The sequence below is a fragment of the Pseudomonas sp. MM227 genome (genome assembly GCF_947090715.1).
Lineage (GTDB): Bacteria > Pseudomonadota > Gammaproteobacteria > Pseudomonadales > Pseudomonadaceae > Aquipseudomonas > Aquipseudomonas baltica.
This window is the reverse complement of sequence record NZ_OX352319.1, coordinates 864,934-889,976: the sequence shown is the minus strand read 5'-3', so window position 1 is coordinate 889,976 and position 25,043 is coordinate 864,934. Positions and strand designations below refer to the sequence as shown.

The window sequence follows — 25,043 nt, the reverse complement described above, 5'->3', positions numbered from 1 at the left end:
CAGTTATTCCTCAATTTCATTCAGGTTGCGCCCTGACAGGGCGTCTTTCACGGCATTGTTCATACGACGCGCGGCGAAGGCATCGGTCACCTGCGACAGCAGCTTGGTCTGCTGTTCGATGGCCGGACCGTCGTCGCCCTTGACCCGCGCGCGCAACTCGTCCATCTGCAGGCCGATCACCATGCGCTCTTCGTCGTCGAGCAGACGCTCGCCATCGGCGTCCAGCGCGGCCTGTACCGCTTCGAGCAGACGCTCGCCGTCGACCTGGTGCTCGCGCAGCTGGCGAGCAACCTTGTCGTCACCGGCGTACTGGAAGGAATCGGTGAGCATCCTGGCGACCTCGCCGTCGGTCAGGCCATAGGAGGGCTTGACCTGAATGCTCGCTTCCACGCCAGAGCCCAGCTCGCGCGCGGACACACTGAGCAGGCCATCGGCATCGACCTGAAAAGTCACGCGGATCTTCGCCGCGCCGGCCACCATGGCAGGAATGCCACGCAGCTCGAAACGGGCCAGCGACCGGCAGTCGCTGATCAGCTCGCGCTCACCCTGCAGAACGTGCACGAGCAAGGCCGACTGGCCGTCCTTGTAGGTGGTGAAATCCTGGGCACGCGCAACGGGAATGGTGGTGTTGCGCGGAATCACCTTCTCCATCAGCCCGCCCATGGTTTCCAACCCCAGGGACAGCGGGATGACGTCCAGCAGCAACAGCTCGCCGCCGTCGCGCTTGTTGCCGGCCAGGGTATCGGCCTGGATGGCCGCACCGATGGCCACCACCTGATCGGGGTCGATGTCGGTCAACGGCTGGCGCCCGAACAGCTCGCCTACCGCTTCACGTACCCGCGGCACGCGGGTAGAGCCACCGACCATGACCACGGCAAGGATCTCGTCGATCTCGATGCTGGCGTCACGCACGGCGCGTCGGCAGGCCTTGAGGCTGCGCGCGATCATGGGTTCGATCAGCGCCTGGAAGGCGTCGCGCGTGAGCTCCGCACTCCAGGTGCCGTATTCGATGGTGGCGCTGTACGACTGGCTCAGGGCTTCCTTGGCAGCGCACGCCGCCTGCAGCAGCTGGCGCTGGGCACCGGGGTCGAGGTTGGCGGATACGCCCGCCTGCTCGACGATCCAGCCTGCGATGGCATGATCGAAATCGTCGCCACCCAGTGCACTGTCGCCGCCGGTGGCCAGCACTTCGAAGACCCCGCCGGTCAGGCGCAGGATGGAGATATCGAAAGTGCCACCGCCCAGGTCGTAGATCGCCACCAGCCCTTCGGCGTGCTGATCCAGGCCATAGGCGACGGCAGCGGCCGTCGGCTCGTTGAGCAGGCGCAGCACGTTCAGCCCGGCCAGGCGCGCGGCGTCCTTGGTGGCTTGACGCTGGGCGTCATCGAAATAGGCGGGAACGGTGATCACCGCCCCGACCAGGTCGCCGCCCAAGACGTCTTCGGCGCGCTGGCGCAGGGCCTTGAGAATATCGGCAGACACTTCCACCGGGCTTTTCGGCCCTTGGACGGTCTGGATGAACGGCATGTGCGACTCGCCACCGACGAAGCGGTAGGGCAACTGCTCGCCCAGCTGCTTGACGTCGGCCAGGCCACGGCCCATCAGGCGCTTGACCGAGAGCACGGTGTTGAAAGGGTCGCTGGCGGCGGCAGCCTTGGCAGCCGCTCCGACCTCGACACGATCGGCGTGATAGCGAACGGCAGACGGCAGGATGACCTGCCCGTCTGCGTCTGCCAGGGGTTCGGATAGACCGCTGCGCAGCGCAGCGACCAGCGAATTGGTAGTGCCCAGGTCGATCCCCACGGCCAGACGACGCTGGTGTGGTTGAGGACTCTGGCCAGGTTCGGCGATCTGCAGTAGGGCCATGCTTATCAGGTCAGGAATTCAGGCGTGCGGCCGTAGCGACACTGGGTTAATCGTCGAGGCGCTCTTCGAGCTGGCGCACTTCATAGGAAAGCTTGTCGAGAAACTGCATGCGCCGCATCAGGCGTTCGGCCTGTTCGCGTTGCGCCGCGTCATCCCAACAGGCAGCGAAGCTGTCTTCGAGTTCAGCCTGCGCGGCCTTGACCCGCCGCTTGAAGGCGGCCACACCGGGCAAGTCGGCGCTGTCCTGCAGGTCTTCGAGCTCTTCGCGCCACTGCATCTGCTGCAGAAGAAAGTCCGGGTCATGGACCGTGACTTCCTGCGGTACTTCCCGCCCACCGATGGACAGCAGGTAACGCGCACGCTTGGGCGCAGCCTTCAGGGTCTGGTAGGCATCGTTCAAACCCGCGGACTTTTCCAGCGCCTGGCGTTGCTCGCGCTCGGAAGCGTCGGCAAAGCGATCAGGGTGGACTTCACGGGCCAACTCGCGGTAGCGGGTAGCCAGCTGGTCGAGATCCAGGCGAAAGCCAGGCTTGAGGTCGAACAGGGCGAAATGACAAGGAGTACCCACGGTCAGCCTCAGATATTGAAGCTTTCGCCGCAGCCACATTCGCCGCGTACGTTGGGGTTGTTGAACTTGAAGCCTTCGTTCAACCCTTCCTTGACGAAATCGAGCTCGGTACCGTCCAGGTAGACCAGGCTCTTGGGATCGATGATCACCTTGACGCCATGGTTCTCGAAGACCTTGTCTTCGCTGCCGGCTTCATCGACGAACTCCAGCACGTAGGCCAACCCCGAGCAACCGGTGGTGCGTACGCCCAAACGAATGCCGTCACCCTTGCCACGCCCTGCCAGGGAGCGGCGAACGTGGTTGGCGGCGGCTTCTGTCATGCTGATGGCCATCGTGACTCCTTACCTGCAAACGGTTGCGCGCGAGCGGTCACCCGCACCGCGCTGTATCGAACCTGCGACTGTGTCCAGCTTCGCTCTGACTCAGAGCAGACCTTTCTTCTGCTTGTAGTCGCGTACGGCCGCCTTGATGGCGTCCTCGGCGAGCACCGAGCAGTGGATCTTCACCGGCGGCAACGCCAGTTCTTCGGCCAGCTGGGTGTTCTTGATGGTTTCGGCTTCGTCCAGGGTCTTGCCCTTCATCCACTCGGTGGCGAGGGAGCTGGAAGCGATGGCCGAACCGCAGCCGTACGTCTTGAACTTGGCATCTTCGATGATGCCCTGCTCGTTGACGCGGATCTGCAGACGCATCACATCGCCGCACGCCGGAGCGCCGACCATGCCAGTGCCGACATCGGCATCTTCGGCGTCCATCTTGCCCACGTTACGTGGGTTTTCGTAGTGGTCGATGACCTTTTCACTGTAAGCCATGATATTGATCCTTACTGAAACTCATCAGGTAAGCCGCTCTTGCCGGCAGCTACTTAGTGCGCCGCCCACTCGATCTTCGAGATATCGACACCGTCTTTGTACATGTCCCACAGCGGCGACAACGCGCGCAGCTTGGTGACGGCCTCGCAGACTTTCTGCGCGGCGTAATCGACTTCTTCCTCGGTGGTGAAGCGACCGAAGGTGAAACGAATGGAGCTGTGTGCCAGCTCGTCGTTGCGGCCCAGGGCGCGCAGCACGTACGAGGGCTCGAGCGAGGCCGAGGTGCACGCGGAACCGGAAGACACTGCCAGGTCCTTTAGCGCCATGATCAGCGACTCGCCTTCGACATAGTTGAAGGACAGGTTCAGGTTGTGCGGCACGCGAGCAGTCAGGCTGCCGTTGACGTACAGCTCTTCCAGGTTTTCGACCTGCTGGTAGAACCGGTCGCTGAGGGCCTTGATGCGTGCGTTCTCGTCCGCCATGGTTTCCTTGGCGATACGGAAGGCTTCGCCCATGCCGACGATCTGGTGCGTGGCCAGGGTGCCCGAACGCATGCCGCGCTCGTGACCACCGCCGTGCATGGCAGCTTCCAGGCGAACTCGCGGCTTGCGGCTGACGTACAGCGCGCCGATACCCTTGGGGCCATAGGTCTTGTGCGCCGAGAACGACATCAGGTCGACCTTGAGCGCGGCCAGGTCGATGTCGACCTTGCCGGTGGACTGCGCAGCATCGACATGGAACAGCACGCCGCGCGAACGGGTCAGTTCGCCGATGGCCGCGATGTCGTTGATCACGCCGATTTCGTTGTTCACGTGGATGACCGAAACCAGGATGGTGTCGTCGCGCATCACCGCTTCGATCATGGCTGGGGTAACCAGGCCATCGGTGCCGGGCTCGAGATAGGTGACGTCGAAGCCTTCACGCTCGAGCTGGCGGGTGGTGTCCAGCACCGCCTTGTGCTCGATCTTGGTGGTGATGATGTGCTTGCCCTTGGTCTGGTAGAAGTGCGCCACACCTTTGATCGCGAGGTTGTCGGACTCGGTGGCACCGCTGGTCCAGACGATTTCGCGCGGGTCGGCACCGACCAGGTCGGCCACTTGGCGACGGGCGTTTTCGACGGCTTCTTCGGCTTTCCAGCCGAACACGTGCGAACGGGAAGCCGGGTTACCGAAGTTCCCGTCCATCTGCAGGCATTCGATCATCTTCTGTGCAACGCGTGGATCCACTGGCGTGGTCGCGGAGTAATCGAGGTAAATCGGCAACTTCATTGGTATCTCCTATCAGGCGGCTAACCTGGCTTTCTCATTCGACGGCAGACGTTTCGATCTTGTCCAGGCGTTGCGTGCGGCCGTTGCTGTTGCAACGGCGCAGGTCCTGGCGCTGGGCGACTTCTTGCACTTCACGGCGAGTGACAAGGTCGGACAGACTGATGCCGCTCAAAAATTCATGGATCTGCTGGCTGAGGTCGCACCACAGGTGATGGGTCAGGCAGGTGTCTCCGGCGTGGCAATCACCCAGGCCCTGGCACTTGGTGGCGTCGACCGATTCGTTGACCGCGTCGATGACCTGTGCAACCTGGATGCCTTCCATTTCGCGGGAAAGCTGGTAACCACCGCCCGGGCCGCGCACGCTGGACACCAGGTTGCCCCGGCGCAGCTTGGCGAACAGTTGCTCCAGGTAGGACAGCGAAATGCCCTGGCGCTCGGAGATGTCGGCCAATGAGACCGGCCCACGCTGCGCGTGCAATGCCAGGTCGAGCATGGCAGTGACGGCGTATCGGCCTTTAGTTGTCAGTCGCATGGCTAGTACCACGGGTTCTCGGAATAGGTTCGATCATCCTATTTCCGAGTAAATTTGTCAACTATAAGTCCTACTGAATTACTAGGACTTGAGTGCAGAAACGGCGGCGCAATGATAGCAGACTAATGATGCAGGAGGGAGCATCTGCTGCTCGCTATGCCCCGTAGGAGCGGTCATCGGCCGCGAAACGGGCGCCGCAGTGGATCTGCTGGACCGCGGTGCGCCCTTCGCGGCCACGGACCGCTCCTACAGGGGTGTCGAGGCACGCGCAGGAGCGGCCATCGGCCGCGAAACGGGCGCCGCGGTGGATCTGATGGATCAGGGGGTTGGCCTTGCGCTCCGCGCCCTGCACGCATTCGAAATCCTCGTCACGCAGGGGCGGCAGGTCCTTGGCACGGTAGTCGCTGCCCAACTGGTTGAGCGCGCCACACATGCCCTCGAGGCGCCCATCCACTGCATGCAGGTGATCGAGCAGTTGGCCGATGGCCCTGGCCACCGGGTCCGGCATATCTTCCCCACCGACACCGTAGGCATCGAAGCCGATCTTCTCGGCCATGGCCTTGCGCCGCGCATCGAGCTGGTCGTCGCTCTTGACGATGATCTTGCCCGGGATCCCCACCACGGTCGCGCCGGGTGGCACCTCCTTGGTCACCACCGCGTTGGAGCCGACCTTGGCCCCGGCGCCCACGGTGAACGGCCCGAGCACCTTGGCGCCCGCCCCTACCACCACGCCGTCGGCCAGGGTTGGATGGCGCTTGCCCTTGTTCCAGCTGGTACCGCCCAGGGTCACGCCCTGATAGATCGTCACATCGTCGCCGATCTCGGCCGTCTCGCCGATCACGATGCCCATGCCGTGGTCGATGAAAAACCGCCGGCCCACCGTGGCGCCCGGATGAATCTCGATCCCGGTCATCCAGCGACCGAAATTCGACACCACCCGCGCCAGCCATTTCAGATCCCGCTTCCACAAGGCATGGGCCGCCCGATGCAGCCAGATGGCGTGCATGCCGGGGTAGCAGGTCAATACCTCGAACGCATTGCGCGCAGCCGGATCGCGATGAAAAACACTCTGAATATCTTCCCGCAGACGTTCGAACATTTACTGATCCTTGCGCTTATGCGGCTCGCCCCGAGCGACCTTCTGGGTCTCGGTGAGAATGCCGCGCAAAATACTCATTTCCGACTTGTTCACGGCGCTGCGGCCAAACAGCCGACGCAGGCGCGCCATCAAATGCCGCGGTTTTTCCGGGTCGAGAAAGGCGATATCGACCAGCGTGTCCTGCAGATGGCCATAGAAGCGCTCCATCTCGTCGCTGGTCGCCAGCTCTTCGGCCTTCTCCATGGCAGCCGCCGGCCGCTTGCCCGCCAGCCAGGCCATGCGCACCTCATAGCCGAGCACCTGCACAGCGGCCGCCAGGTTCAGCGAGCTGAAATCGGGGTTGGACGGGATGTGCACATGGAAATGACAGCGCTGCAGCTCGTCGTTGGTCAGGCCCGCATGCTCGCGGCCGAACACCAGCGCGATCTGCTTGCCCTGCCCCGCTTCGTCGATGACTTTTTCGCCGCATTCACGGGGATCCACCAAGGGCCAGGGCAGGCTGCGGTCGCGGGCGCTGGTACCCAACACCACCGTGCAGCCCACCAGTGCCTCTTCCAGCGTGGCGACCACCTGGGCGTTTTCCAGCACGTCGCTGGCACCCGAGGCGCGCGCCTCGGCTTCGGGCGACGGAAAATCGCGGGGCTCGACCAGCACCAGCCGCGACAGGCCCATGTTCTTCATGGCGCGCGCCGCTCCACCGATGTTGCCGGGATGGCTGGTATTGACCAGGACGACTCGGATGTTATCCAGCACGGCTAGGGCTCTGTGTCGGGGAAAGGGCGGCAAATATTACAGAAGGCCTATAACTAAGGCTATGTCCCTCTTCTTGTCCACGACTTTTCTGCTAGAATGCGCGGCTTTCTTTAACGACCTAGGTGAAACGTCCATGCAGCCCATGCTGAATATCGCGCTGCGCGCCGCCCGCAGCGCCAGTGAATTGATCTTCCGCTCCATCGAGCGCCTGGATACCATCAAGGTCGACGAGAAAGATGCCAAGGACTACGTGTCCGAAGTCGATCGCGCCGCCGAACAGAAAATCATCGACGCCCTGCGCAAGGCCTATCCAACCCACGGCATCCGTGGCGAAGAAACCGGCTTCCACGCTGGCAGCGGCGAAGGCGAAGACTACCTGTGGATCATCGACCCACTGGACGGCACCACCAACTTCCTGCGCGGCGTCCCGCATTTCGCCGTCAGCATCGCCTGCAAATACCGCGGTCGCCTGGAGCACGCGGTGGTTCTGGACCCGGTGCGCCAGGAAGAATTCACCGCCAGCCGTGGCCGTGGTGCCCAGCTCAACGGTCGCCGCCTGCGTGTCAGCGGTCGCACCAGCCTGGACGGCGCCCTGCTGGGCACCGGCTTTCCGTTCCGTGACAACCAGATGGACAACCTCGACAACTACCTGGGCATGTTCCGCAGCCTGGTGGGCCAGACCGCCGGCATCCGCCGCGCCGGCTCCGCCAGCCTGGATCTGGCCTACGTCGCCGCGGGCCGCTTCGACGCATTCTGGGAGTCGGGTCTGTCGGAATGGGACATGGCTGCGGGCGTGCTGCTGATTCAGGAAGCAGGCGGCCTGGTGAGCGATTTCACCGGCGGTCACAACTTCCTCGAAAACGGCCACATCGTGGCCGGCAACACCAAGTGCTTCAAGGCGGTGCTGACCGCCATCCAGCCGCACCTGCCGGCTTCGCTCAAGCGCTGAGCGCCGACGCGACAAGCGCCGCGACGAAAAAAGCACCCTGATGGGTGCTTTTTTCATGCCCGAGATTCACGCCAACACGGACTATTCTTCGCAGGCAAAGGCCAGTATTCGACCCAGCATCTCGTCGCAGCCCGCCAGTTGCGCGATGCTGACGAACTCATCGGGCTTGTGCCCCTGCGCCATGCTGCCGGGCCCGCACACCACCGTCGCTATGCCCGCCTGATCGAACAGCCCGCCTTCGGTACCGAACGCCACCGTGGAAAACGCCCGCGAACCGCTGAACCGCGCGATCAAGCCCGCCGCCTCGCTGGCATGGCTCACGTCAAGGCCCGGATAGCTGGACAACTCGCTGAAGCGAATGGCGCTCTGGCCACCGACCGCCTGCATGGCCGGCAGCAACGTGTGCTCAGCGTAACCTTGCAGGGCCTGGGTGAGTTGCCGCGGATCATCGGCGGGCAGCGAGCGCACCTCGAAATCGAAACGGCAATGCTGGGGTACGATGTTGAGCGCCGTACCGCCCGCTATCACCCCCACCTGCACCGTGGAAAACGGCGGATCGAAGCGCTCGTTGCGTGCATCCGGGGTTTGCAGCGCCTCACCCAGCCGGCCCAGTTCGGCAATCAGCCGCGCAGCGTACTCGATAGCATTGACCCCGCTGGGCGCATGGGCCGAGTGACAAGCCAGCCCCTCCACTTCGCAGCGCATCGCCAGCTTGCCCTTGTGGCCGAGCACGGGCGCCAGTTCGGTCGGTTCGCCGATCACGCACAACATCGGCTGCACCGGCCGGTGACGCAACGCTTCGAGCAGCGAGCGCACGCCCAGGCAGCCGACTTCCTCATCGTAGGACAGCGCGATGTGCAGCGGCCTGCGCAGGGGTGCCTCGACCCATGCCGGCACCTGCGCCAGTACGCAGGCGATGTAGCCTTTCATGTCGGCGGTGCCGCGGCCATACAGGCGTCCATCCGCCTCGCTCAGTTGGAACGGCGGATGGGTCCACGCCTGGCCGTCTACCGGCACCACATCGGTATGGCCCGACAGGACGATGCCCGGCACATGGTCAGGGCCGATGCTGGCGAACAGATTGGCCTTGCTACGAGCCTCGTTGTAGATCAGCTCGCTGCTCACGCCGTACTCTGCCAGGTAGCCCTGAACGAATTCGATCAGCGCCAGGTTCGACTCGCGACTGGTGGTGTCGAAGGCCACCAACTGCGCCAGCAGATCACGGCTGGCGCTCATCGGGCGTCTCCCGGCACGCCGTAACCCGGCGCCACCGCCGGATTCAAAGCGCGGTCGATATAGTCCTGCATCTGCGGTCGATAGGCCTGCCACAGCTGCTGCAACTCACCCAAAGGATCATGCTCGGCCCAGTCCACTCGCAGGTCGACGACGGGCCACGGCAGCTCACCTACTACTTTCAGCGCCGCAGAGTGCACCGGCCCGGCTTCGCCACCGGCGGCCAGCCCGGCCAGCATGGCATGCAGCAAGCGCTCGGCCAGGTGCCCGGAGGCCTCTTGGAACGCCTCGACCAAAGCGTCGACCACCGCGGTGGCGGCCAGCATGTTGCCTGCCGCTACGCATTGCTCACCGCTGCGCGCATGGTGAATGCCCAAGGTCTGGCCGCCGCTGACAAAGGCGCTGCGCCCCTGCGCATCGAGGGCGATGATCTGCCTGTACTCACCAAAACCGTCGCCGCCCAGCACCTGCTGCAACGCCTCGGCAGGCGACACCTGCTGTTCGAGCAGCACAAGCGTCTGCGGGCCGAGGGCTGGCAGGGTGATGTTCTGTGACGACACCGCCCCCACACCGGCCAGCAGCCACGGGCAGCGGGCGCCCACGGCAATGCTCGAAGAACTGATGGCGATGCCCAACTGGCCGGTTTCGGCGCAGCGTGCCGCAATGGAAAAGGTCATAGCAGGGAACTCCTCATTCCGGGATGACGGCGATCACGTCGATTTCCATCAACCACTGCGGTTGGCCGAGGGCCGACACCACCAGGCCAGTGGAAATCGGGAAGACTCCCTTGAGCCAGCGGCCGACGACGTGATAGACCGGCTCGCGATAGCGCGGATCGATGATGTAGGTAGTGGTCTTGACGATATGCGACAGGTCGCTGCCCGCCTCTTCCAGCAACTGCTTGACGTTTTTCATGGCCTGCTCGGCCTGCGCCGCCGGGTCACCAAGCCCCACCAGGTTGCCGTCGAAGTCGGTGCCCACCTGACCGCGCACATACACGGTATTGCCGGCCCGGACAGCTTGGCACAGGTCATTGTCCAGGCTCTGGTTGGGGTAGGTGTCCTTGGTGTTGAACATCCGAATGCGGGTATGGGTAACCATGAACGAAACTCCTTGGCGTAGGCGTCGAGGTGACGCCACACAGTAGTGATCAACAGCTGCGATCAAGCGTTGGCGCGCACCGCGGCGGGCAAGTCCGCGGCTGACCTGGACTCGTCGTAGGCGCGGTATTTGCGCTGGGTGGCGATCTGGTCGGCGACATGCCGGGCGTCGTGCCATACGCCCCAGATAAACGCCGAACCGCGCCGCGACAACCATGGCAGACCGACGAAATAGATGCCTTGTTCGCTGCTCACGCCGCGCTGGTGACGCGGCTTGCCGTTGGCGTGGAAGGCGTCCACCTGCAGCCAGCTGTAGTCTTGAGAATAACCGGTGGCCCAGATGATCGTGGCCACGCCCGCCTCGGCCAGGTCCAGCGCCTGCAGCGGCTGGGCGATGCACGCCGCGTCGGCTACGCGCTCGCGGGCAGTCGGTTCCAGGGGCAAGTCCAGGCCGTTGCGCTCGGCATAGGCATCGGCCGCATCGAGCAGGGCCAGATAGTTCTCGTCACCCCGGTCGAGGTTGTCGTTCAGGTCCTGGGCAAAGGTGACGGTGCCATCGGCAAAGCGCTCGGTCAGGCCGACCAGCACCATCCCGGCTTGCGCCAAGCGACGAAAGTCCACGGTATGCCCGCCGCGGGCGCCACTGACGGCAATGGTGACGTGCTCGCGGCCCGCTTGCACGGTTTCGCTGTCCCACAGCCCGAGCACACCCAGCCACCAGCAGAAATCCCGTCCGCGGTAAGCGCGCGGTGGCCGATCGTGCGGACCGACCGACAGGTAGACCTTGCGTCCTGCGCGCAGCAGCTCCTCGGCGATCTGCACCCCGGATGACCCCGCACCGACCACCAGCACCGCGCCTGCGGGCAATTGCTCGGGGTTGAAATAGTGCGCCGAATGGATCTGGTGAAGCGTTGAATCAGTGGGCGCGATGGCCGGGATGACCGGTTTCTGGAACGGCCCGGTGGCCGACACCAGATGCTTGACCGAATAGGTGCCCGCGCTGGTTTCCACGGTGAAGCCGGCGCGACCGACGTTGCGCCTCACTCGCTTGACCTCCACACCGGTCTTGATCGGCGCGTCGAATGTGCGGGCATAGGCTTCGAAATAATCGGCCACCTGCTCCTTGCCGGCGAAGCCATCCGGGTCCATGTCGAATTCCAGGCCGGGGAACCGATCGTGCCAGGCCGGGCCGTTGGCCACCAGTGAGTCCCAACGGCCCGAGCGCCAGGCTTCGGCGATGCGAGCCCGCTCCAGTACCAGGTGAGGGATGCCCAGACGGCTCAGGTGCTCGCTCATGGCCACCCCGGCCTGTCCAGCACCCACTACCAGGGTGTCTATTTCGGTGATCTGTTGGTTCATCTTGGCATCCTTCGGCAGGCCGTCAGGGCTTGCCGCTGTCTTCATGAAAATTCGAAAGCCGGGCACACGGCGTCCTGCGGCACCCGCGAGGCTGTGCAGAGCGCTCAGTGGGTGTCGGGTGCTCAGTCCACCAGCGAGGGATCCGCCTGAATCATCAGGTACTTCATTTCTTCGAAATGGCGCTGGGAAAAATCGCTGATTTTCTCCCAGTCCCGCGCGGTCTTTTCCGCTACTTCATCAGCCAGCACCTTGAGCGGCTGGCCGGTCGACCAGGCGGTTACCAGAATCTGGCAGGCGCGCTCCAGGGTCCAGATGTCATCGAACGCCTCACCCACCGTGGGGGCAGTGACGATGACACCATGGTTGCCCATCAGCAGCCGGCTCTTGTCCTGCAGCAGGCTGGCCAGGCGGGCGCCCTCGGCGCTGGTATCGGCCATGCCGCCATACAGTTCATCCACCGCGACGCGGTTGAAATAGCGTGCCGTGTTCTGGTCGACCGGCACGATCCTGGGCTGCGCCAGGCAGGCCACGGCGGTGGTATAGACCGGGTGCAGATGCAGCACCACACGGGCATCGGGCAGGCGCTGGTGAACCTGGCCGTGGATCGACCAGGCAGTGGCATCCACGTCCGGGCGCTGCGCGGCTTCGGCATCGTCGGCATCGAGCAGCAACAGATCGCTGGCCCGCAGGCGGGAAAAATGCACCCATTTGGGGTTGAGCAGAAACTGCTTGCCGTCGGCGCTGATGGCCGCACTGAAATGGTTGGCGACCGCCTCATGCATGCCCAGGTGGGCGATGATGCGGAACGTCGCCGCCAGGTCGACGCGCGTCTGTTCTTCGAAACTCAGGGCCATGGCGCTGGGCACTCCGTTGGCACGTACCCGCGACGATCCGCGGGTACTGATGGCTGATCTTGACGTGCGCTATCAGGGCTTGGGCATCAATGTGGCGATGTCATCGGCGGTCGGCGCCTGGAACTTGTACTTGGCCAGCAGGGCGGCGTACTCCGGAGTCTTGCTGTACTTTTCCAGGCCTTCGACCAGCGCAGTCCTGACCGCATCGTTGCCCTTCTTCACGCCGAAACCGTTGAGCACCGGGTAGATCAGGGTCTGCGAGGAAATCACTACGCGATTGCCCAGCTTGTCGACCACCCCACGGGCGACCGCCGCATCGGTGATCTGCGCCTCGACTGCGTGCGCCAGCATGGCCTGGGTTGCCTGTGGATCGGTGCCGTACTCGCTGATGGCAATCGGCTGCAGGCCATTCTTCACGCAATATTCGGCAGACAGCTTCTGCAACTGCTGCAGCCAGGACGTGGCACCCATGGAGCCGATCTTGTGGCCGCAGAACTCTTCGGGCGTCTTGGGCTGATAGTCACTGCCCTTCACCGCAAGTATCGACTCGCCACTTTTCAGGTAAGGGACCATGTCGATCACCTTCAGGCGGTCGGCGGTGATGTACATCGACGAGTTGGTGATATCGAACCGTCCGGCCTGCAGTCCGCTGATCAGGTTGGGAAAGCGCGTGTCGATGTTTTCCGCAGTCATGCCCATGACCTTGGCCAGACCGTCGAGAAATTCGATATCGAAGCCGGCGGGTTTGTTCTTCTCCATGTACTCGTAGGGGAAGAACGTCATATCGGAACCGGCGACGATCTTGCCGGGCTGCTGGAACGCCAAAGCGCTCAACGAGCTGGCAGCCAGGACGGCGCCGAACACGGCCATGGAAACGGGGCGGACGATCAGGCTTGGCAATTTCATGGGGTATTCCTCGCAGTCAATGGAGTCAGGCAGTCGTCAGGTCGGTACCGGCCTGCTGGACGAAAAACGATGCACCCTTGGGTTTCTGGGGCAGGCGAACGTGGTGATCGGTGCTGCGCACCAGGCCGCTCTCGCGCCCGGCCACCAGAAGCCCGGCGTGCTCGCTGGGCAGCGGGTTGTCGGCCAGCGGCAAAGCGTCCTCGGCGGCGTAGACGCTGATGAACAGGGTTCGCGGATCTTCGGTGTGGTTGGGGCTTGAGGCATGCAGCAGACGGGTGTGCATGAAGCACACCGAACCCGGCGGACCGAAGCACGCCACCGGTGCCTGGCAGTGCTCATCGACCACGGCATCGGCCACCGCACCGGTAAAGCGCTCGTCGTGCCAGTGCGACCACAGCGGGCCCGTGTGGCTGCCGGGGATGACCTTGAGCGGGCCGTTCTGCGGGGTCACTTCGCTGACCATCAACAGCGCCGTCACCAGGTCATCGTTGCTGTGCGGGGTGAACAGGAAATCCTGGTGCCATTTCACCTGGGTGGCGGTGTGCGGCAGCTTGGAGTTGATCTTGCTGTGGTGGAAGCGCGTACCGGCGCCGCCGATCAGCTGTCCGGCAATCTCGGCCATGCGCGAGGCGAAGGCGGCCTGGCGATACGCCGGCGAAATCTCGGTGGGCGAGGCCACGCGGCGCAGCGAAGGATGGTCCGCGCGGTGATCGCTTTCCACATCGAAGCGGGGGCGCCCATCCAGCGTTTCCCCCCACGCCTGGGACTGGCTGCGGCTGTCCTGAACCCACTGGTCGAAGTCCTGTTGCAGCGCGGCGACTTCCGGCGCAGCCAGCACGTCCTCCACGACCAGAAAGCCATCTTGATGAAACCGGTCTATCTGCCATTGCTCGATCATGTTTGCTACTCGCACCAGTTAGGTTGGATTCAGGCCAACGAGACATCTTTGAGGAACGCTTCCACCCGCGGGTTGTGCCCGCTACGCAGCGCCTGCGGGCTGTCATCGCAGACCACGCGGCCCTTCTCCATGAAGACGATGCGATCGGAAACCTTGAAGGCGAAATTCATTTCGTGGGTCACGATGATCATGGTGATGCCTTCGCTGGCCAGCGCTTCGATGACCTGCAACACCTCGTTGACCTTCTCCGGGTCGAGCGCCGAGGTGGGTTCATCGAACAGCATGATCTGTGGGCGCATCATCAGTGCGCGAGCAATCGCCACGCGTTGCTGTTGGCCACCGGACAACTGATGCGGGTACTTCCAGGCATGGTCGAGCATGCCGACCTTGTGCAGCAGGGCGTAGGCCTGCTGCCGGAGATCGGCCAGCGGCGCCAGGCGGTGATAACGCGGGGCCATGAGCAGGTTGTTGAGCACGGTCATGTGCGGGAACAGGTTGAAGCTCTGGAACACCATGCCGATGTTCAGGCGATGCTCGGCGTGTTCCACATAGCGCTGCGGCTGTGCGCCCTTTCGGTCCAGGTGAATGAACGGCTTGCCGTTGATCTTGATGTCACCGTTGTCGATCTGCTCCAGCCCGTTGAGCAGGCGAATCAGCGTGGTCTTGCCCGAGCCCGAAGGGCCGATGACCGACACCACTTCACCCGGCTGGATCTGCAAGCTCACCGCGCCCAGTACTTCGACGTCGTTGTAGGCCTTGTGCAGCTTGGTCGCCTGCAGCGCGGGGCCAGTCGAATCGCTGTTGGGCCGCGCCACGGCAGCCTTGTGCTCGGTGGCCAGCCGCAGCACTTCGGCATCGGGCAGGCGCGCGGCCTTGGTCTGGGTCACGTCCAGATAGCGCTCCAGGCGCTTGAGCAGAAAGTCGAACACGGTCACGATCAGCACGTAGAAGAACGCCACTCCGGCCATGGTTTCCATGACCAGGAAGTTCTGCGAGTACAGGCGCTGACCCACCATGAGGATCTCGGTCAACGAGATCACCGACACCAGCGAGCTGAGCTTGACGATGGAGATGAATTCATTGGTGAGCGAAGGCAGCGCCACCCGCAATGCCTGGGGAATGACGATGCGCCATTGCGTGCCCGCAAACCGCAGGCCCAGGGCCCGGGCGGCCTCGCTCTGGCCCTTGGCGATGGACAGCAAGCCACCACGATGGATCTCTGCGACGTAGGCGGTTTCACTGAGCACCAGCGCGATCAGGCCAGCCCAGAACGGGTTGGCCAGCACGGCCGATGTGGACGGCATCGCCTGCGGCAGGTTGTAGACGAATATCAGCAGCACCAACAGCGGCAGACTGCGAAACAGCCAGATATAACCGCGCGCTGGCAGATTGATCAATGGACGGGTGGACTGCTTCGCCAGGGCCAGAACAAAGCCCAGCACGATACTGATGACCCAGGTCAATACACTGAGTTGAATCACGGTCCAGGCCGCCATCCAGAACTCGGTATCGCTGAGCAGACCAAACATGTATTTCCAGTCAAACGTCATCGTCGGCTCGCTCGGCAAGGTCAATAGTGATGGGTGACTTCCTGTCGGATCTGAACTTCGAACGTTGCCCGTTCTGCCCGTCTTATAACCATCATGATTGATGCCAGGTCGTGCCGAAATTAGTAAATTCGAGCCCCTTGCATAGGAAAAACCTAAGCAGGAGCGGCACGGTTAGTTCGCTACGGAAGACTGCGTACGCTACGCAGTGAAACAACCACGACCTTCGAAAAGCCCGTGCACGGTATTGGCGCGGTGAACTTCCAGTCCGTGCGAACATGGGGCGTTTCGCTGCGCAAAGGCAAACCTGCCTGTATTTGCTGGATGTGCCGGAATGTCGCAGCCAGTAGCGTCCTGGTGAAGCAGGCTGCCGCGCCGTGCCACGGGAACATCCCGCAATGCTGGCGATATGGCCAGGCCAGTACTGGCATGGTCTTCGCACAGCCTTGGCAAAGATAGGTAAAACCTATTCAGCCAGCGCATCGCGGAACAGCGCTGCACAGGAGTCGAACGTGATGCACTTTACCCTGCGGCAACTCAAATACTTCGTGGCTGCCGTAGAACAGGACAGCATTGCCGAAGCGTCCAGACAACTGCATATATCCCAGCCGTCCATCTCGGTTGCCATCAAGAATCTGGAAGAAGCCTTCAACCAACCTTTGTTCGTTCGCCATCATGCCCAGGGTGTTTCACTTACCGCTGGGGGCGGCAGGATCTATGAGAAGGCCAAGGAGTTGTTGCGCCTGTCCCAGGAATTGGAACAGGACTCACGCGCCGAGAATGGCAATGTTTCCGGCACTATTGCCATTGGCTGTTTCGAATCGGCAGCGCCTTTGTACATGCCCAAGTTGGTGGCTGGATTCAAAAGCCTGTACCCGGAAGTTTCCATTCAGTTGTATGACGGCGAACAACATGAATTGATGCATGGCCTGCACCGGGGTCGCTTCGACCTGGCTTTTCTCTACGATCTGGAGCTGGGCACGACCATACATAAACAGGCCCTCAACGCACCGCACAAGCCCTACGCCCTGCTGCCTGTCGAGCATCCCCTGGCACAGCAGCCATCCGTTACCTTGCAGGCCCTGAGCCAGGAGCCGATGATCCTGCTCGACGCCGTCCCCAGTCGCAGCTACTTCATGGATATCTTCACCGAAAAGGGCTATGCGCCAGTGGTCGCCTACAGCTCCCCTTCCATTGAAATGGTGCGCTGCATGGTAGGGCAAGGCCTGGGGTTTTCGGTGCTGGTGACGCGGCCGTGTACGCAGATGACATACGACGGCAAGCTGCTGGCTCATCTGGAGATCGAAGACGATATGCCTGCCTCGACCTTGGTGATGGCGCACCTGCGCAACAACCAGCCAAGTCGGGCGACCCGGCTGTTCATGGAGTACTGTTCAAGTGTGGAGCTGACGCCACCTGGGGCGGCGGCGCCTGCGATCGAGGCAGAGCGAGAGGCTTACTGCCCGGCTTGATTTTCGCCCAGGATCAACTGACCCTGCTTGTTCACAGGGATCTGCGAACCGGGATCACGATCCATGCGCACCTGGCCAACCTTGCCATCGAGCTGGTACTTCACGTTGTAGCCAACGACCTTGTCGCTGATGTCATTGACGGTGTTGCAGCGCGTCTGGGTGGTGGTGTAGGTGTCACGGCCTTGCATGCCTTCCTGCACCTTGTTGCCTGCATAGCCACCGCCGACGGCACCGGCCACGGTCGCGATCTTCTTGCCATTGCCACCGCCGACCTGGTTGCCGAGCAAACCACCTGCCACTGCACCAAGGACGCTGCCAACGATCTGATGCTGGTCCTGAACGGCCTTCTGCCGAGTCACGGTGACGTCCTTGCACACTTCGCGAGGCGTCTTGATCTGCTGCTTGATCGGCTCTGCGGCCAATACGTCAGCGTACTCGGGGCCCTTGTTCACGAGGCTGTAGGTTGCAACGGCACCTCCGGCTGTAACACCGACTGCACCGAGCACTGCACCAATCAGCAACGATTTATTCACTTTGAACCTCCTGACTACAATCATGGCACGAAGCCACGCTTCCATGCCTTGGAGCATAAAAAAAGGCGCGAGTTCAATACTCGCGCCTTTCGGGCCTTGCCGCCGGGACAGTCGAACGTCTTATGGACGGTCGTCGACCTGGTCCTTGGCCACTGGAGGAATCAGATCCTCGCTGCTCAGGTTCAGCCAGATCAGTACCACGTTGGCGATGTAGATCGACGAGTAGGTACCGGCCATCACGCCAATGAACAACGCCAGCGAGAAGCCCCACAGGTTGTCGCCACCGAAGAACATCAGTGCGGCGATGGCCAGCAAGGTCGACACCGAGGTCGCCACGGTTCGCAGCAGCGTCTGGGTGGTGGAGACGTTGATGTTCTCGATCAAGGACGCCTTGCGCATCACCCGGAAGTTCTCGCGAACCCGGTCGAATACCACGATGGTGTCGTTGAGCGAGTAACCGATGATGGCCAGTACCGCCGCCAGCACCGTCAGGTCGAAGGTGATCTGGAAGAACGACAGCAGGCCGACGGTGACGATCACGTCGTGGATCAACGAGAGGATCGCGCCGACTGCGAACTTCCACTGGAAGCGGAACGCCAGATAAATGAGCACGCCGCCCAGCGCCAGCAACATGCCGAGGCCGCCCTGGTCGCGCAGTTCTTCACCCACCTGCGGACCGACGAATTCGACGCGCTTGACCGTGGCAGGGTTGTCGCCACCGACCGTCTGCAGCGCCGCCGCGACCTGGTTGCCCAATTGCGGGTCTTCACCCGGCATGCGCACCAGCAGGTCGGTGGTAGCACCGAAGTTCTGCACCACGGCATCGTGATAACCGGCTTTCACCAGCTCTTCACGCACCAGGCCCAGGTCGGCCGGCTTTTCGTAGGTCAGCTCGATGAGCGTACCGCCGGTGAAGTCCAGCCCGTAATTCATGCCCTTGTGAAACATGCTGAACAACGCCAGCACGGTAAGGAGCACGGTGATGGCAAACGCAATATTGCGAACGCCCATGAAGTTGATGGTACGTAACATGGCAGCCCCTTAAATCCACAACTTCTTGAAGTCCCGACCGCCGTAGATCAGGTTGACCATTGCGCGGGTCACCATGATGGCCGTGAACATCGAGGTAAAGATCCCGAGGGACATGGTGACGGCGAAGCCCTTGACCGGGCCGGTGCCCATGGCGAAGAGAATGCCGCCGACCAGCAGCGTCGTCAGGTTGGCATCGATGATCGCGGTATAGGCGCGGTCGAAACCTTCGTGAATGGCGCGCTGGATGCTCATGCCATTGGCGATTTCCTCACGTATGCGCGAGAAGATCAGCACGTTGGCGTCCACCGCCATGCCCATCGTCAGCACGATACCGGCAATGCCCGGCAGCGTCAGGGTTGCCCCCAGCAGCGACATCAGCGCCAGCAGCATGACCATGTTCAAGGCCAGTGCCACGGTGGCGATCACACCGAAGAAGCGGTAGATGGCAATGATGAACAGCGAGACGAACAGCATGCCCCACAGCGATGCATCGACACCCTTGGTGATGTTATCGGCACCCAGGCTCGGGCCAATGGTACGTTCTTCGGCGAAGTACATCGGTGCCGCCAGACCACCGGCACGCAACAGCAGCGCCAGTTCGGATGACTCACCCTGGCCGTTGAGGCCGGTAATGCGGAACTGGCTGCCCAGCGGCGACTGGATGGTCGCCAGGCTGATGATCTTCTTCTCTTCGGTGAAGGTCTGTACCGCAACGTCCTTCTCGACACCATTGACCGTCTGCTTGACGTAGCGCGTAGTCGGGCGCTGCTCGATGAAGATCACCGCCATGCTGCGGCCAACGTTGCTGCGCGTGGCGCGGCTCATGAGGTCGCCGCCGTGGCCATCGAGCTTGATGTTCACCTGTGGCTGGCCGTGTTCGTCGAAGCTGGCCTGGGCATCGGTAACCTGGTCACCGGTGATGATCAGGCCACGTTCGACTGCCGCGGGAGCACGGTTGCCCTCGCGGAACTCGAAGGTTTCGGTAGTCGCCTTGGAATCATCCGGACCGGCACCGAGACGGAACTCGAGGTTAGCGGTCTTGCCGAGGATACGCTTGGCTTCGGCAGTGTCCTGCACGCCCGGCAGCTCGACCACGATGCGGTTGGCACCCTGGCGCTGGACCAGCGGCTCGGCCACACCCAGCTCGTTGACCCGGTTACGCACCGTGGTCAGGTTCTGCTTGATGGAGTACTCGCGGATCTCCGCGACCTTGGCCTGGGTCATGGCCAGGCGCAGCACCGACAACTCGCTGCGCTCGCTGGCAGTCAGGTCGAAATCGGTGAAACTCTTGCGGATCAGGGCTTGTGCCTGGTCGCGGGTAGCGGTGTCGCTGAAGCCCAGCTGAATGGCGCCGTCCTGCTGCGGCAGGCTGCGGTAACGCACGCGCTCCTTGCGCAGCAGCGTCTTGACTTCGCCTTCGTAGACTTTCATGCGGGCGTCGAGCGCCTTGTCCATGTCGACTTCGAGCAGGAAGTGCACGCCACCGGACAGGTCGAGGCCCAGTTTCATCGGGCTTGCACCCAGGCTGCGCAACCATGGCGGCGTGGTCGGGGCCAGGTTCAGGGCCACCACGTAGTCATCGCCCAGCGCCTTGCGCACGACATCCTTGGCCGGCAACTGGTCTTCGGCCTTGGTCAGGCGCAGCAGACCGCCCTTGCCGTTTTCGGCGAGGCTTGCGGATTTGACCTGGATGCCGGCGGCATTGAGTGCCGTGCCGACGCGATCCAGATCTGCCTGATTGACCTGCAGCGAAGTGCTCGCGCCGCTGACCTGGATGGCCGCGTCATCAGGATAGAGATTAGGTGCGGAATAGATAAAACCGATCGCCAGCACCGCCAGGATCAGTACATATTTCCACAGAGGGTATTTGTTCAGCATCACGCCGCCCGTTCAAGACGCGGGGCGCCTTGCGCGCCCCGACATGGGTAAAAGTCTGCAGCTTAGATCGCTTTGAGCGTGCCTTTGGGCAGGGTCGCGGCGATGGCGCCCTTCTGGATTTTCAGCTCGACGGTGTCGGACACTTCGATGACCACGAAGTCGTCGGTGACCTTGTTGATCTTGCCGGCGATGCCGCCACTGGTGACCACTTCGTCACCTTTCTGCAGGTTGCCCAGCAGGTTTTTCTGTTCCTTGGCACGCTTGGCCTGCGGACGCCAGATCATCATGTAGAAGATGACCAGGAAACCGACCAGGAAAATCCACTCGAAGCCAGAGCCGGCAGGGCCAGCAGCCGGTGCAGCGGCGTCCGCGAAAGCGGCGGGGATCAAAAAGCTCATTCAACGCTCCAGTTACTTAGAAGTTATTGACTTAAAGTCTTTATAAAACGGTCAGTCCAAGGGCGGCACAGGCAGCCCGCGCTTGGCATAGAAGGCATCGACAAAGGCGGCCAATGTACCCTGTTGAATAGCCTCGCGCAAACCAGCCATCAGTAGCTGGTAATGACGCAAATTGTGGATGGTATTCAACATGCTACCGAGCATTTCGCCACACTTGTCCAGGTGATGCAGATAAGCGCGCGAGAAGTTGCGGCAGGTATAGCAATCGCAGGTAGGGTCCAGCGGCGAATCATCGTGGCGATGGAACGCGTTGCGGATCTTCAGCACGCCCGTGTCGATGAACAGATGCCCGTTGCGCGCATTGCGCGTCGGCATCACGCAGTCGAACATGTCGACGCCGCGGCGCACACCCTCGACCAAGTCTTCGGGTTTGCCTACCCCCATAAGGTAACGAGGTTTGTCAGCCGGCATCAGGCCCGGCAGGTAGTCGAGTACCTTGATCATTTCATGCTTGGGCTCGCCCACGGACAGGCCGCCGATGGCCAGGCCATCGAAACCGATCTTGTCCAGGCCTTCGAGCGAACGCATGCGCAGGTTCTCGTGCATGCCGCCCTGAACGATGCCGAACAGCGCCGCGGTGCTTTCGCCATGCGCGTCCTTGGACCGTTGCGCCCAGCGCAGCGACAGCTCCATCGAGGTGCGCGCGGTGTGCTCGTCGGCCGGGTAAGGCGTGCACTCGTCGAAAATCATCACCACGTCCGAGCCCAGGTCGCGCTGGACCTGCATCGATTCTTCCGGCCCCATGAACACCTTGGAGCCGTCCACCGGGGAGGCGAAGTACACGCCCTCCTCCTTGATCTTGCGCATGGCGCCAAGGCTGAACACCTGGAACCCACCGGAGTCGGTCAGAATCGGCCCTTTCCACTGCATGAAATCGTGCAGGTCGCCGTGCGCCTTGATCACCGCAGTGCCCGGGCGCAACCACAGGTGGAAGGTGTTGCCCAGAATCATTTGCGCGCCGATCGCCTCGATGTCGCGCGGCAACATGCCCTTGACCGTGCCATAGGTGCCCACCGGCATGAACGCCGGGGTCTCCACCACGCCACGGGGGAAGGTCAGGCGGCCACGACGGGCCTTGCCATCGGTGGCCAGCAATTCGAACGACATACGACAGGTGCGACTCATGCTTGATCCCCTGGCGCGGCTTCGCTGGGACCGCGAGGCGCCGGATTGCGGGTGATGAACATGGCATCACCGTAACTGAAGAAGCGGTACTCGTTGGCCACCGCCGCCGCATAGGCCGCCATGGCTTCGGGATAACCCGCGAACGCCGAGACCAGCATCAACAGCGTGGACTCCGGCAAATGGAAATTGGTGACCAGGGCATCGACCACATGGAACGGTCGCCCCGGAAAGATGAAGATATCGGTATCGCCACTGAACGGCTTCAACACGCCGTCACGCGCCGCGCTTTCCAGCGAGCGCACGCTGGTGGTGCCTACCGCCACCACGCGACCACCGCGGGCCTTGCACGCCTGCACCGCGTCGATCACGTCCTGGCTGACCTCCAGCCACTCTTTATGCATGTGGTGGTCTTCAAGCTTCTCGACCCGCACCGGCTGGAAGGTACCGGCGCCGACATGCAGGGTCACGAAAGCGGTCTGTACCCCCATCGCCTCGATCTGTGCCAGCAGCGCCTTGTCGAAATGCAGCCCCGCCGTCGGCGCCGCCACCGCGCCGGCCTTCTCGGCGTACACGGTCTGATAGCGCTCGCGATCGGCGCTGTCGTCGGGCCGGTCGATGTAGGGCGGCAACGGCATGTGCCCGACCCGATCGAGCAGTGGCAACACCTCTTCATTGAAGCGCAGCTCGAACAGCGCATCATGCCGCGCGACCATCTCGGCCTCGCCGCCGCCGTCAAGCAAGATCTTCGAACCCGGCTTGGGCGACTTGCTGGAGCGCACGTGGGCCAGCACGCGATGGCTGTCCAGCACGCGCTCGACCAGAATCTCCAGCTTGCCCCCCGATGCCTTCTGGCCAAACACCCGCGCCGGAATCACTCGGGTATTGTTGAACACCATCAGGTCGCCCGGCCTGAGAAAACCGGGCAGATCGGTGAATTGACGATGATCCAGCGCACCGGACGGCCCGTCGAGGACCAACAGGCGGCTGCCATGGCGCTCCGCCAAAGGATGGCGAGCGATCAGGGAATCAGGAAGCTCGAAAGAGAAATCGGCGACACGCATGATAGGGTTCGGCTGTATAGGGCTGAAAATTCTAGCAAAAATCTGCAAAATTGACCATGAAAGCTGATTGACCAGTGGTCGCGCCGTCTCTATACTTCGCCGCCTGTAAGCCCTGATGGCGGAATTGGTAGACGCGGCGGATTCAAAATCCGTTTTCGAAAGGAGTGGGAGTTCGAGTCTCCCTCGGGGCACCAAATCAGAAAAAAGACCTTCGCGAAGGTCTTTTTTTTCGTCTGCGATTTCTCCCACTCCCGTTGCAGGGGCGGCAAGTGGCCGCGAAGGCGCCAGCCCAATCGCTGCCACTTACGCGCCCATCCATCGCCCGACAGGCTCCGCCTCGACCACTGTTGCCCCCACCTTCTCTTGAACTGTACCTCCCGCCGCTCGCTCGATGCGCCTACCCTGTGAACTCAATCCACAGGAGCGTTCGTCATGCCGGATGCAGCCAACCTCTACCTGTTCGTTATCGCCGCGATGCTCCTGTTGGTCGTTCCCGGACCGAACATGGCCTTCGTCACCAGCCACGCGCTGGCCCATGGCTGGCGGGCCGGGGTGGCGGCGGCGTTGGGGATTTCGCTGGCAGACTTGCTGCTGACGCTGTTGGTCAGCGCCGGCATGGGCGCTGTCGTCATGAGTTGGGCGCCTGCCTTCGACTTGTTACGCCTGGCCGGTGCGTGCTATCTGTTGTGGCTGGCCTGGCAAGCGCTGACGGCGCCGACTGGCGAAACCACTGCACCCCGCCCCCTGGGTTCGATCCGCAAGATCTTCGTTCGCGCCACGCTCAACAGCCTGCTGAATCCCAAAGGCCTGCTGTTCTTCATGGTGTTTCTGCCGCAGTTCGTCACTGTCGGCAACGCCAGTGTGACGGTTCAACTGGTCATGCTGGGTGTGCTGCTTCTGCTGATCTCCCTGGTTTTTCACAGTGTGCTGGCACTGTGTGCGGGAACGCTGCGCGGACGGTTGAACAGCATGCCTAGGCGCTGGGCCAATTATGGCTTTGCGAGCGTGATGACAGCATTGGCAGCACGACTTTTGTTTCTTGAGCGCCCGATATGATTCTCATCGGTCTACACATGCGGCCACAACGCGAAGGTTGCGGACAAGTCCTTGATAAGTAAATCTATGGATATTACTTATAAAAGACTTATAGAATGCCTGTCAATTCGGTTGGATGGTCTCGTAAAGCAGTGAAACAGCTCATGAAACTTCAGCATCGGCACCAGCAACAGGTTCGCGATGCAGCAGGACTTCTCGCCAATATGCCACACGTTACAAATGTGAAAGCGCTGACTTCACATGGTTACGGCTACCGTTTGCGCGTTGGCAATTATCGCATCCTGTTCGACTGGGACGGTGCCATCGAGATTGTCAGCATTCAAGAGGTCAAGAAGCGCGATGAACACACCTACTGAAATTCAGGTCATCAATGGCCCGGACGGGAAGCCAGCCTTTGTGGTCATTCCCTACGCCCAATACGTAGCGCAACACAACGCGAGCAACGGCCTGATTCCCCACGAAGTCGTGAGTCGTATGGTTGATGGTGCATCCGCGATCAAAGCGTGGCGTGAGTACCTGGATCTAACTCAGGAGGAAGTTTCTCAACGCCTTGGAATCACCCAGTCGGCCTATGCTCAGCAGGAAACCTCCGCCAAGCCACGCAAGCTCACTCGTGAGAAGATTGCCGCAGCATTTGGTATCAAGGCCGATCAACTGGCTATATAGCTGCCTGCCCGATTCACCCCC

Annotated in this window: 26 protein-coding genes, 1 tRNA gene and 1 pseudogene; 6 read left to right on the top strand and 22 right to left on the bottom strand. The window is 62.2% G+C overall.

All coding sequences use genetic code 11. The features are described 5' to 3' along the window. Positions 1–3: 3 nt before the first annotated feature. From hscA to trmJ, 8 genes and pseudogenes are all read right to left on the bottom strand, one after another. Positions 4–1,866, bottom strand: coding sequence for a Fe-S protein assembly chaperone HscA (hscA, locus tag ONG87_RS03955; protein ID WP_185794076.1), 1,863 nt, complete (start codon positions 1,864–1,866; stop codon positions 4–6). Positions 1,867–1,912: 46 nt separating this feature from the next. Next, the gene (gene hscB / locus ONG87_RS03950; protein ID WP_122796030.1) at positions 1,913–2,434 is read right to left on the bottom strand and encodes a co-chaperone HscB; all 522 of its coding nucleotides are present in this window, start codon (positions 2,432–2,434) and stop codon (positions 1,913–1,915) included. Positions 2,435–2,442: 8 nt separating this feature from the next. Further along, entirely contained in the window at positions 2,443–2,766 is a 324-nt protein-coding gene (gene iscA, locus ONG87_RS03945; RefSeq protein ID WP_122479552.1) for an iron-sulfur cluster assembly protein IscA, read from the bottom strand. A 90-nt stretch (positions 2,767–2,856) separates the two neighbouring features. Then, positions 2,857–3,243 carry a Fe-S cluster assembly scaffold IscU gene (gene iscU / locus ONG87_RS03940; RefSeq protein ID WP_043186545.1) on the bottom strand — a complete coding sequence of 129 codons (387 nt, stop codon included), beginning with the start codon at positions 3,241–3,243 and terminating at the stop codon, positions 2,857–2,859. Between the two features lie 53 nt (positions 3,244–3,296). Continuing rightward, complete coding sequence (locus ONG87_RS03935; RefSeq protein ID WP_122479553.1) at positions 3,297–4,511, bottom strand: IscS subfamily cysteine desulfurase; 1,215 nt, start codon at positions 4,509–4,511, stop codon at positions 3,297–3,299. Positions 4,512–4,545: 34 nt separating this feature from the next. Further along, a complete protein-coding gene (gene iscR, locus ONG87_RS03930) occupies positions 4,546–5,043 on the bottom strand; it encodes a Fe-S cluster assembly transcriptional regulator IscR (RefSeq protein ID WP_122479554.1) in 498 nt (165 codons plus the stop codon). A 346-nt stretch (positions 5,044–5,389) separates the two neighbouring features. Next, positions 5,390–6,142, bottom strand: a pseudogene (cysE, locus tag ONG87_RS03925) (serine O-acetyltransferase); the annotation flags it as partial. Next, complete coding sequence (gene trmJ, locus ONG87_RS03920; protein WP_122479556.1) at positions 6,143–6,895, bottom strand: tRNA (cytosine(32)/uridine(32)-2'-O)-methyltransferase TrmJ; 753 nt, start codon at positions 6,893–6,895, stop codon at positions 6,143–6,145. Between the two features lie 133 nt (positions 6,896–7,028). On the opposite strand from trmJ, the gene suhB reads away from it, so the two are divergent. Next, positions 7,029–7,844: an inositol-phosphate phosphatase gene (suhB, locus tag ONG87_RS03915; RefSeq protein WP_122479557.1), complete on the top strand. Its 816-nt coding sequence runs from the start codon at positions 7,029–7,031 to the stop codon at positions 7,842–7,844. A gap of 81 nt (positions 7,845–7,925) precedes the next feature. Here the strand turns inward: suhB and argE are convergent, their stop codons facing one another. The 8 genes from argE to ONG87_RS03875 form a co-directional block, all read right to left on the bottom strand. After that, the gene (gene argE / locus ONG87_RS03910; protein WP_264382259.1) at positions 7,926–9,080 is read right to left on the bottom strand and encodes an acetylornithine deacetylase; all 1,155 of its coding nucleotides are present in this window, start codon (positions 9,078–9,080) and stop codon (positions 7,926–7,928) included. Continuing rightward, the gene (locus tag ONG87_RS03905; RefSeq protein WP_122479559.1) at positions 9,077–9,754 is read right to left on the bottom strand and encodes a DUF1028 domain-containing protein; all 678 of its coding nucleotides are present in this window, start codon (positions 9,752–9,754) and stop codon (positions 9,077–9,079) included. Before ONG87_RS03905 ends, argE begins: the two co-directional genes overlap by 4 nt. Positions 9,755–9,767: 13 nt before the next feature. Beyond that, positions 9,768–10,178, bottom strand: a complete 411-nt coding sequence (locus tag ONG87_RS03900) for a RidA family protein (protein ID WP_122713495.1) — start codon at positions 10,176–10,178, stop codon at positions 9,768–9,770. A 62-nt stretch (positions 10,179–10,240) separates the two neighbouring features. After that, complete coding sequence (locus tag ONG87_RS03895) at positions 10,241–11,536, bottom strand: NAD(P)/FAD-dependent oxidoreductase (protein ID WP_264382258.1); 1,296 nt, start codon at positions 11,534–11,536, stop codon at positions 10,241–10,243. A gap of 122 nt (positions 11,537–11,658) precedes the next feature. Beyond that, positions 11,659–12,390 carry a class II aldolase and adducin N-terminal domain-containing protein gene (locus tag ONG87_RS03890; protein ID WP_192104271.1) on the bottom strand — a complete coding sequence of 244 codons (732 nt, stop codon included), beginning with the start codon at positions 12,388–12,390 and terminating at the stop codon, positions 11,659–11,661. A gap of 72 nt (positions 12,391–12,462) precedes the next feature. Beyond that, positions 12,463–13,296 carry a transporter substrate-binding domain-containing protein gene (locus ONG87_RS03885; RefSeq protein ID WP_264382257.1) on the bottom strand — a complete coding sequence of 278 codons (834 nt, stop codon included), beginning with the start codon at positions 13,294–13,296 and terminating at the stop codon, positions 12,463–12,465. Between the two features lie 25 nt (positions 13,297–13,321). Further along, complete coding sequence (locus ONG87_RS03880) at positions 13,322–14,194, bottom strand: phytanoyl-CoA dioxygenase family protein (protein ID WP_264382256.1); 873 nt, start codon at positions 14,192–14,194, stop codon at positions 13,322–13,324. Positions 14,195–14,223: 29 nt separating this feature from the next. Beyond that, positions 14,224–15,744 (bottom strand): amino acid ABC transporter permease/ATP-binding protein, encoded by a 1,521-nt coding sequence (locus ONG87_RS03875; protein ID WP_264382255.1) that lies wholly within the window; start codon positions 15,742–15,744, stop codon positions 14,224–14,226. A 509-nt stretch (positions 15,745–16,253) separates the two neighbouring features. Here ONG87_RS03875 and ONG87_RS03870 point away from each other — a divergent pair. Next, complete coding sequence (locus tag ONG87_RS03870) at positions 16,254–17,213, top strand: LysR family transcriptional regulator (protein ID WP_185794214.1); 960 nt, start codon at positions 16,254–16,256, stop codon at positions 17,211–17,213. On the opposite strand, the gene ONG87_RS03865 is transcribed toward ONG87_RS03870, so the two are convergent. From ONG87_RS03865 to queA, 6 genes are all read right to left on the bottom strand, one after another. After that, positions 17,198–17,746 carry a glycine zipper 2TM domain-containing protein gene (locus ONG87_RS03865; RefSeq protein WP_122713500.1) on the bottom strand — a complete coding sequence of 183 codons (549 nt, stop codon included), beginning with the start codon at positions 17,744–17,746 and terminating at the stop codon, positions 17,198–17,200. The two genes, ONG87_RS03870 and ONG87_RS03865, sit on opposite strands and share 16 nt — an antisense overlap. Positions 17,747–17,866: 120 nt before the next feature. Further along, positions 17,867–18,778 (bottom strand): protein translocase subunit SecF, encoded by a 912-nt coding sequence (gene secF / locus ONG87_RS03860; protein ID WP_122479566.1) that lies wholly within the window; start codon positions 18,776–18,778, stop codon positions 17,867–17,869. 9 nt (positions 18,779–18,787) lie between these two features. Further along, positions 18,788–20,656, bottom strand: coding sequence for a protein translocase subunit SecD (secD, locus tag ONG87_RS03855; RefSeq protein ID WP_122479567.1), 1,869 nt, complete (start codon positions 20,654–20,656; stop codon positions 18,788–18,790). Between the two features lie 62 nt (positions 20,657–20,718). Continuing rightward, positions 20,719–21,054, bottom strand: coding sequence for a preprotein translocase subunit YajC (gene yajC, locus ONG87_RS03850; RefSeq protein WP_122479568.1), 336 nt, complete (start codon positions 21,052–21,054; stop codon positions 20,719–20,721). Positions 21,055–21,105: 51 nt separating this feature from the next. Further along, complete coding sequence (tgt, locus tag ONG87_RS03845; protein WP_163007623.1) at positions 21,106–22,221, bottom strand: tRNA guanosine(34) transglycosylase Tgt; 1,116 nt, start codon at positions 22,219–22,221, stop codon at positions 21,106–21,108. A gap of 14 nt (positions 22,222–22,235) precedes the next feature. Next, positions 22,236–23,300: a tRNA preQ1(34) S-adenosylmethionine ribosyltransferase-isomerase QueA gene (queA, locus tag ONG87_RS03840; protein WP_264382254.1), complete on the bottom strand. Its 1,065-nt coding sequence runs from the start codon at positions 23,298–23,300 to the stop codon at positions 22,236–22,238. 109 nt (positions 23,301–23,409) lie between these two features. On the opposite strand from queA, the gene ONG87_RS03835 reads away from it, so the two are divergent. The 4 genes from ONG87_RS03835 (at position 23,410) to ONG87_RS03820 (ending at position 25,022) form a co-directional block, all read left to right on the top strand. Continuing rightward, positions 23,410–23,494 (top strand) — tRNA-Leu (locus ONG87_RS03835). Positions 23,495–23,732: 238 nt separating this feature from the next. After that, entirely contained in the window at positions 23,733–24,356 is a 624-nt protein-coding gene (locus ONG87_RS03830) for a LysE family translocator (protein WP_264382253.1), read from the top strand. Between the two features lie 95 nt (positions 24,357–24,451). Further along, a complete protein-coding gene (locus tag ONG87_RS03825; RefSeq protein ID WP_264382252.1) occupies positions 24,452–24,712 on the top strand; it encodes a type II toxin-antitoxin system RelE/ParE family toxin in 261 nt (86 codons plus the stop codon). Then, positions 24,696–25,022 (top strand): helix-turn-helix domain-containing protein, encoded by a 327-nt coding sequence (locus ONG87_RS03820; RefSeq protein WP_192053539.1) that lies wholly within the window; start codon positions 24,696–24,698, stop codon positions 25,020–25,022. Before ONG87_RS03825 ends, ONG87_RS03820 begins: the two co-directional genes overlap by 17 nt. Positions 25,023–25,043: the final 21 nt, after the last annotated feature.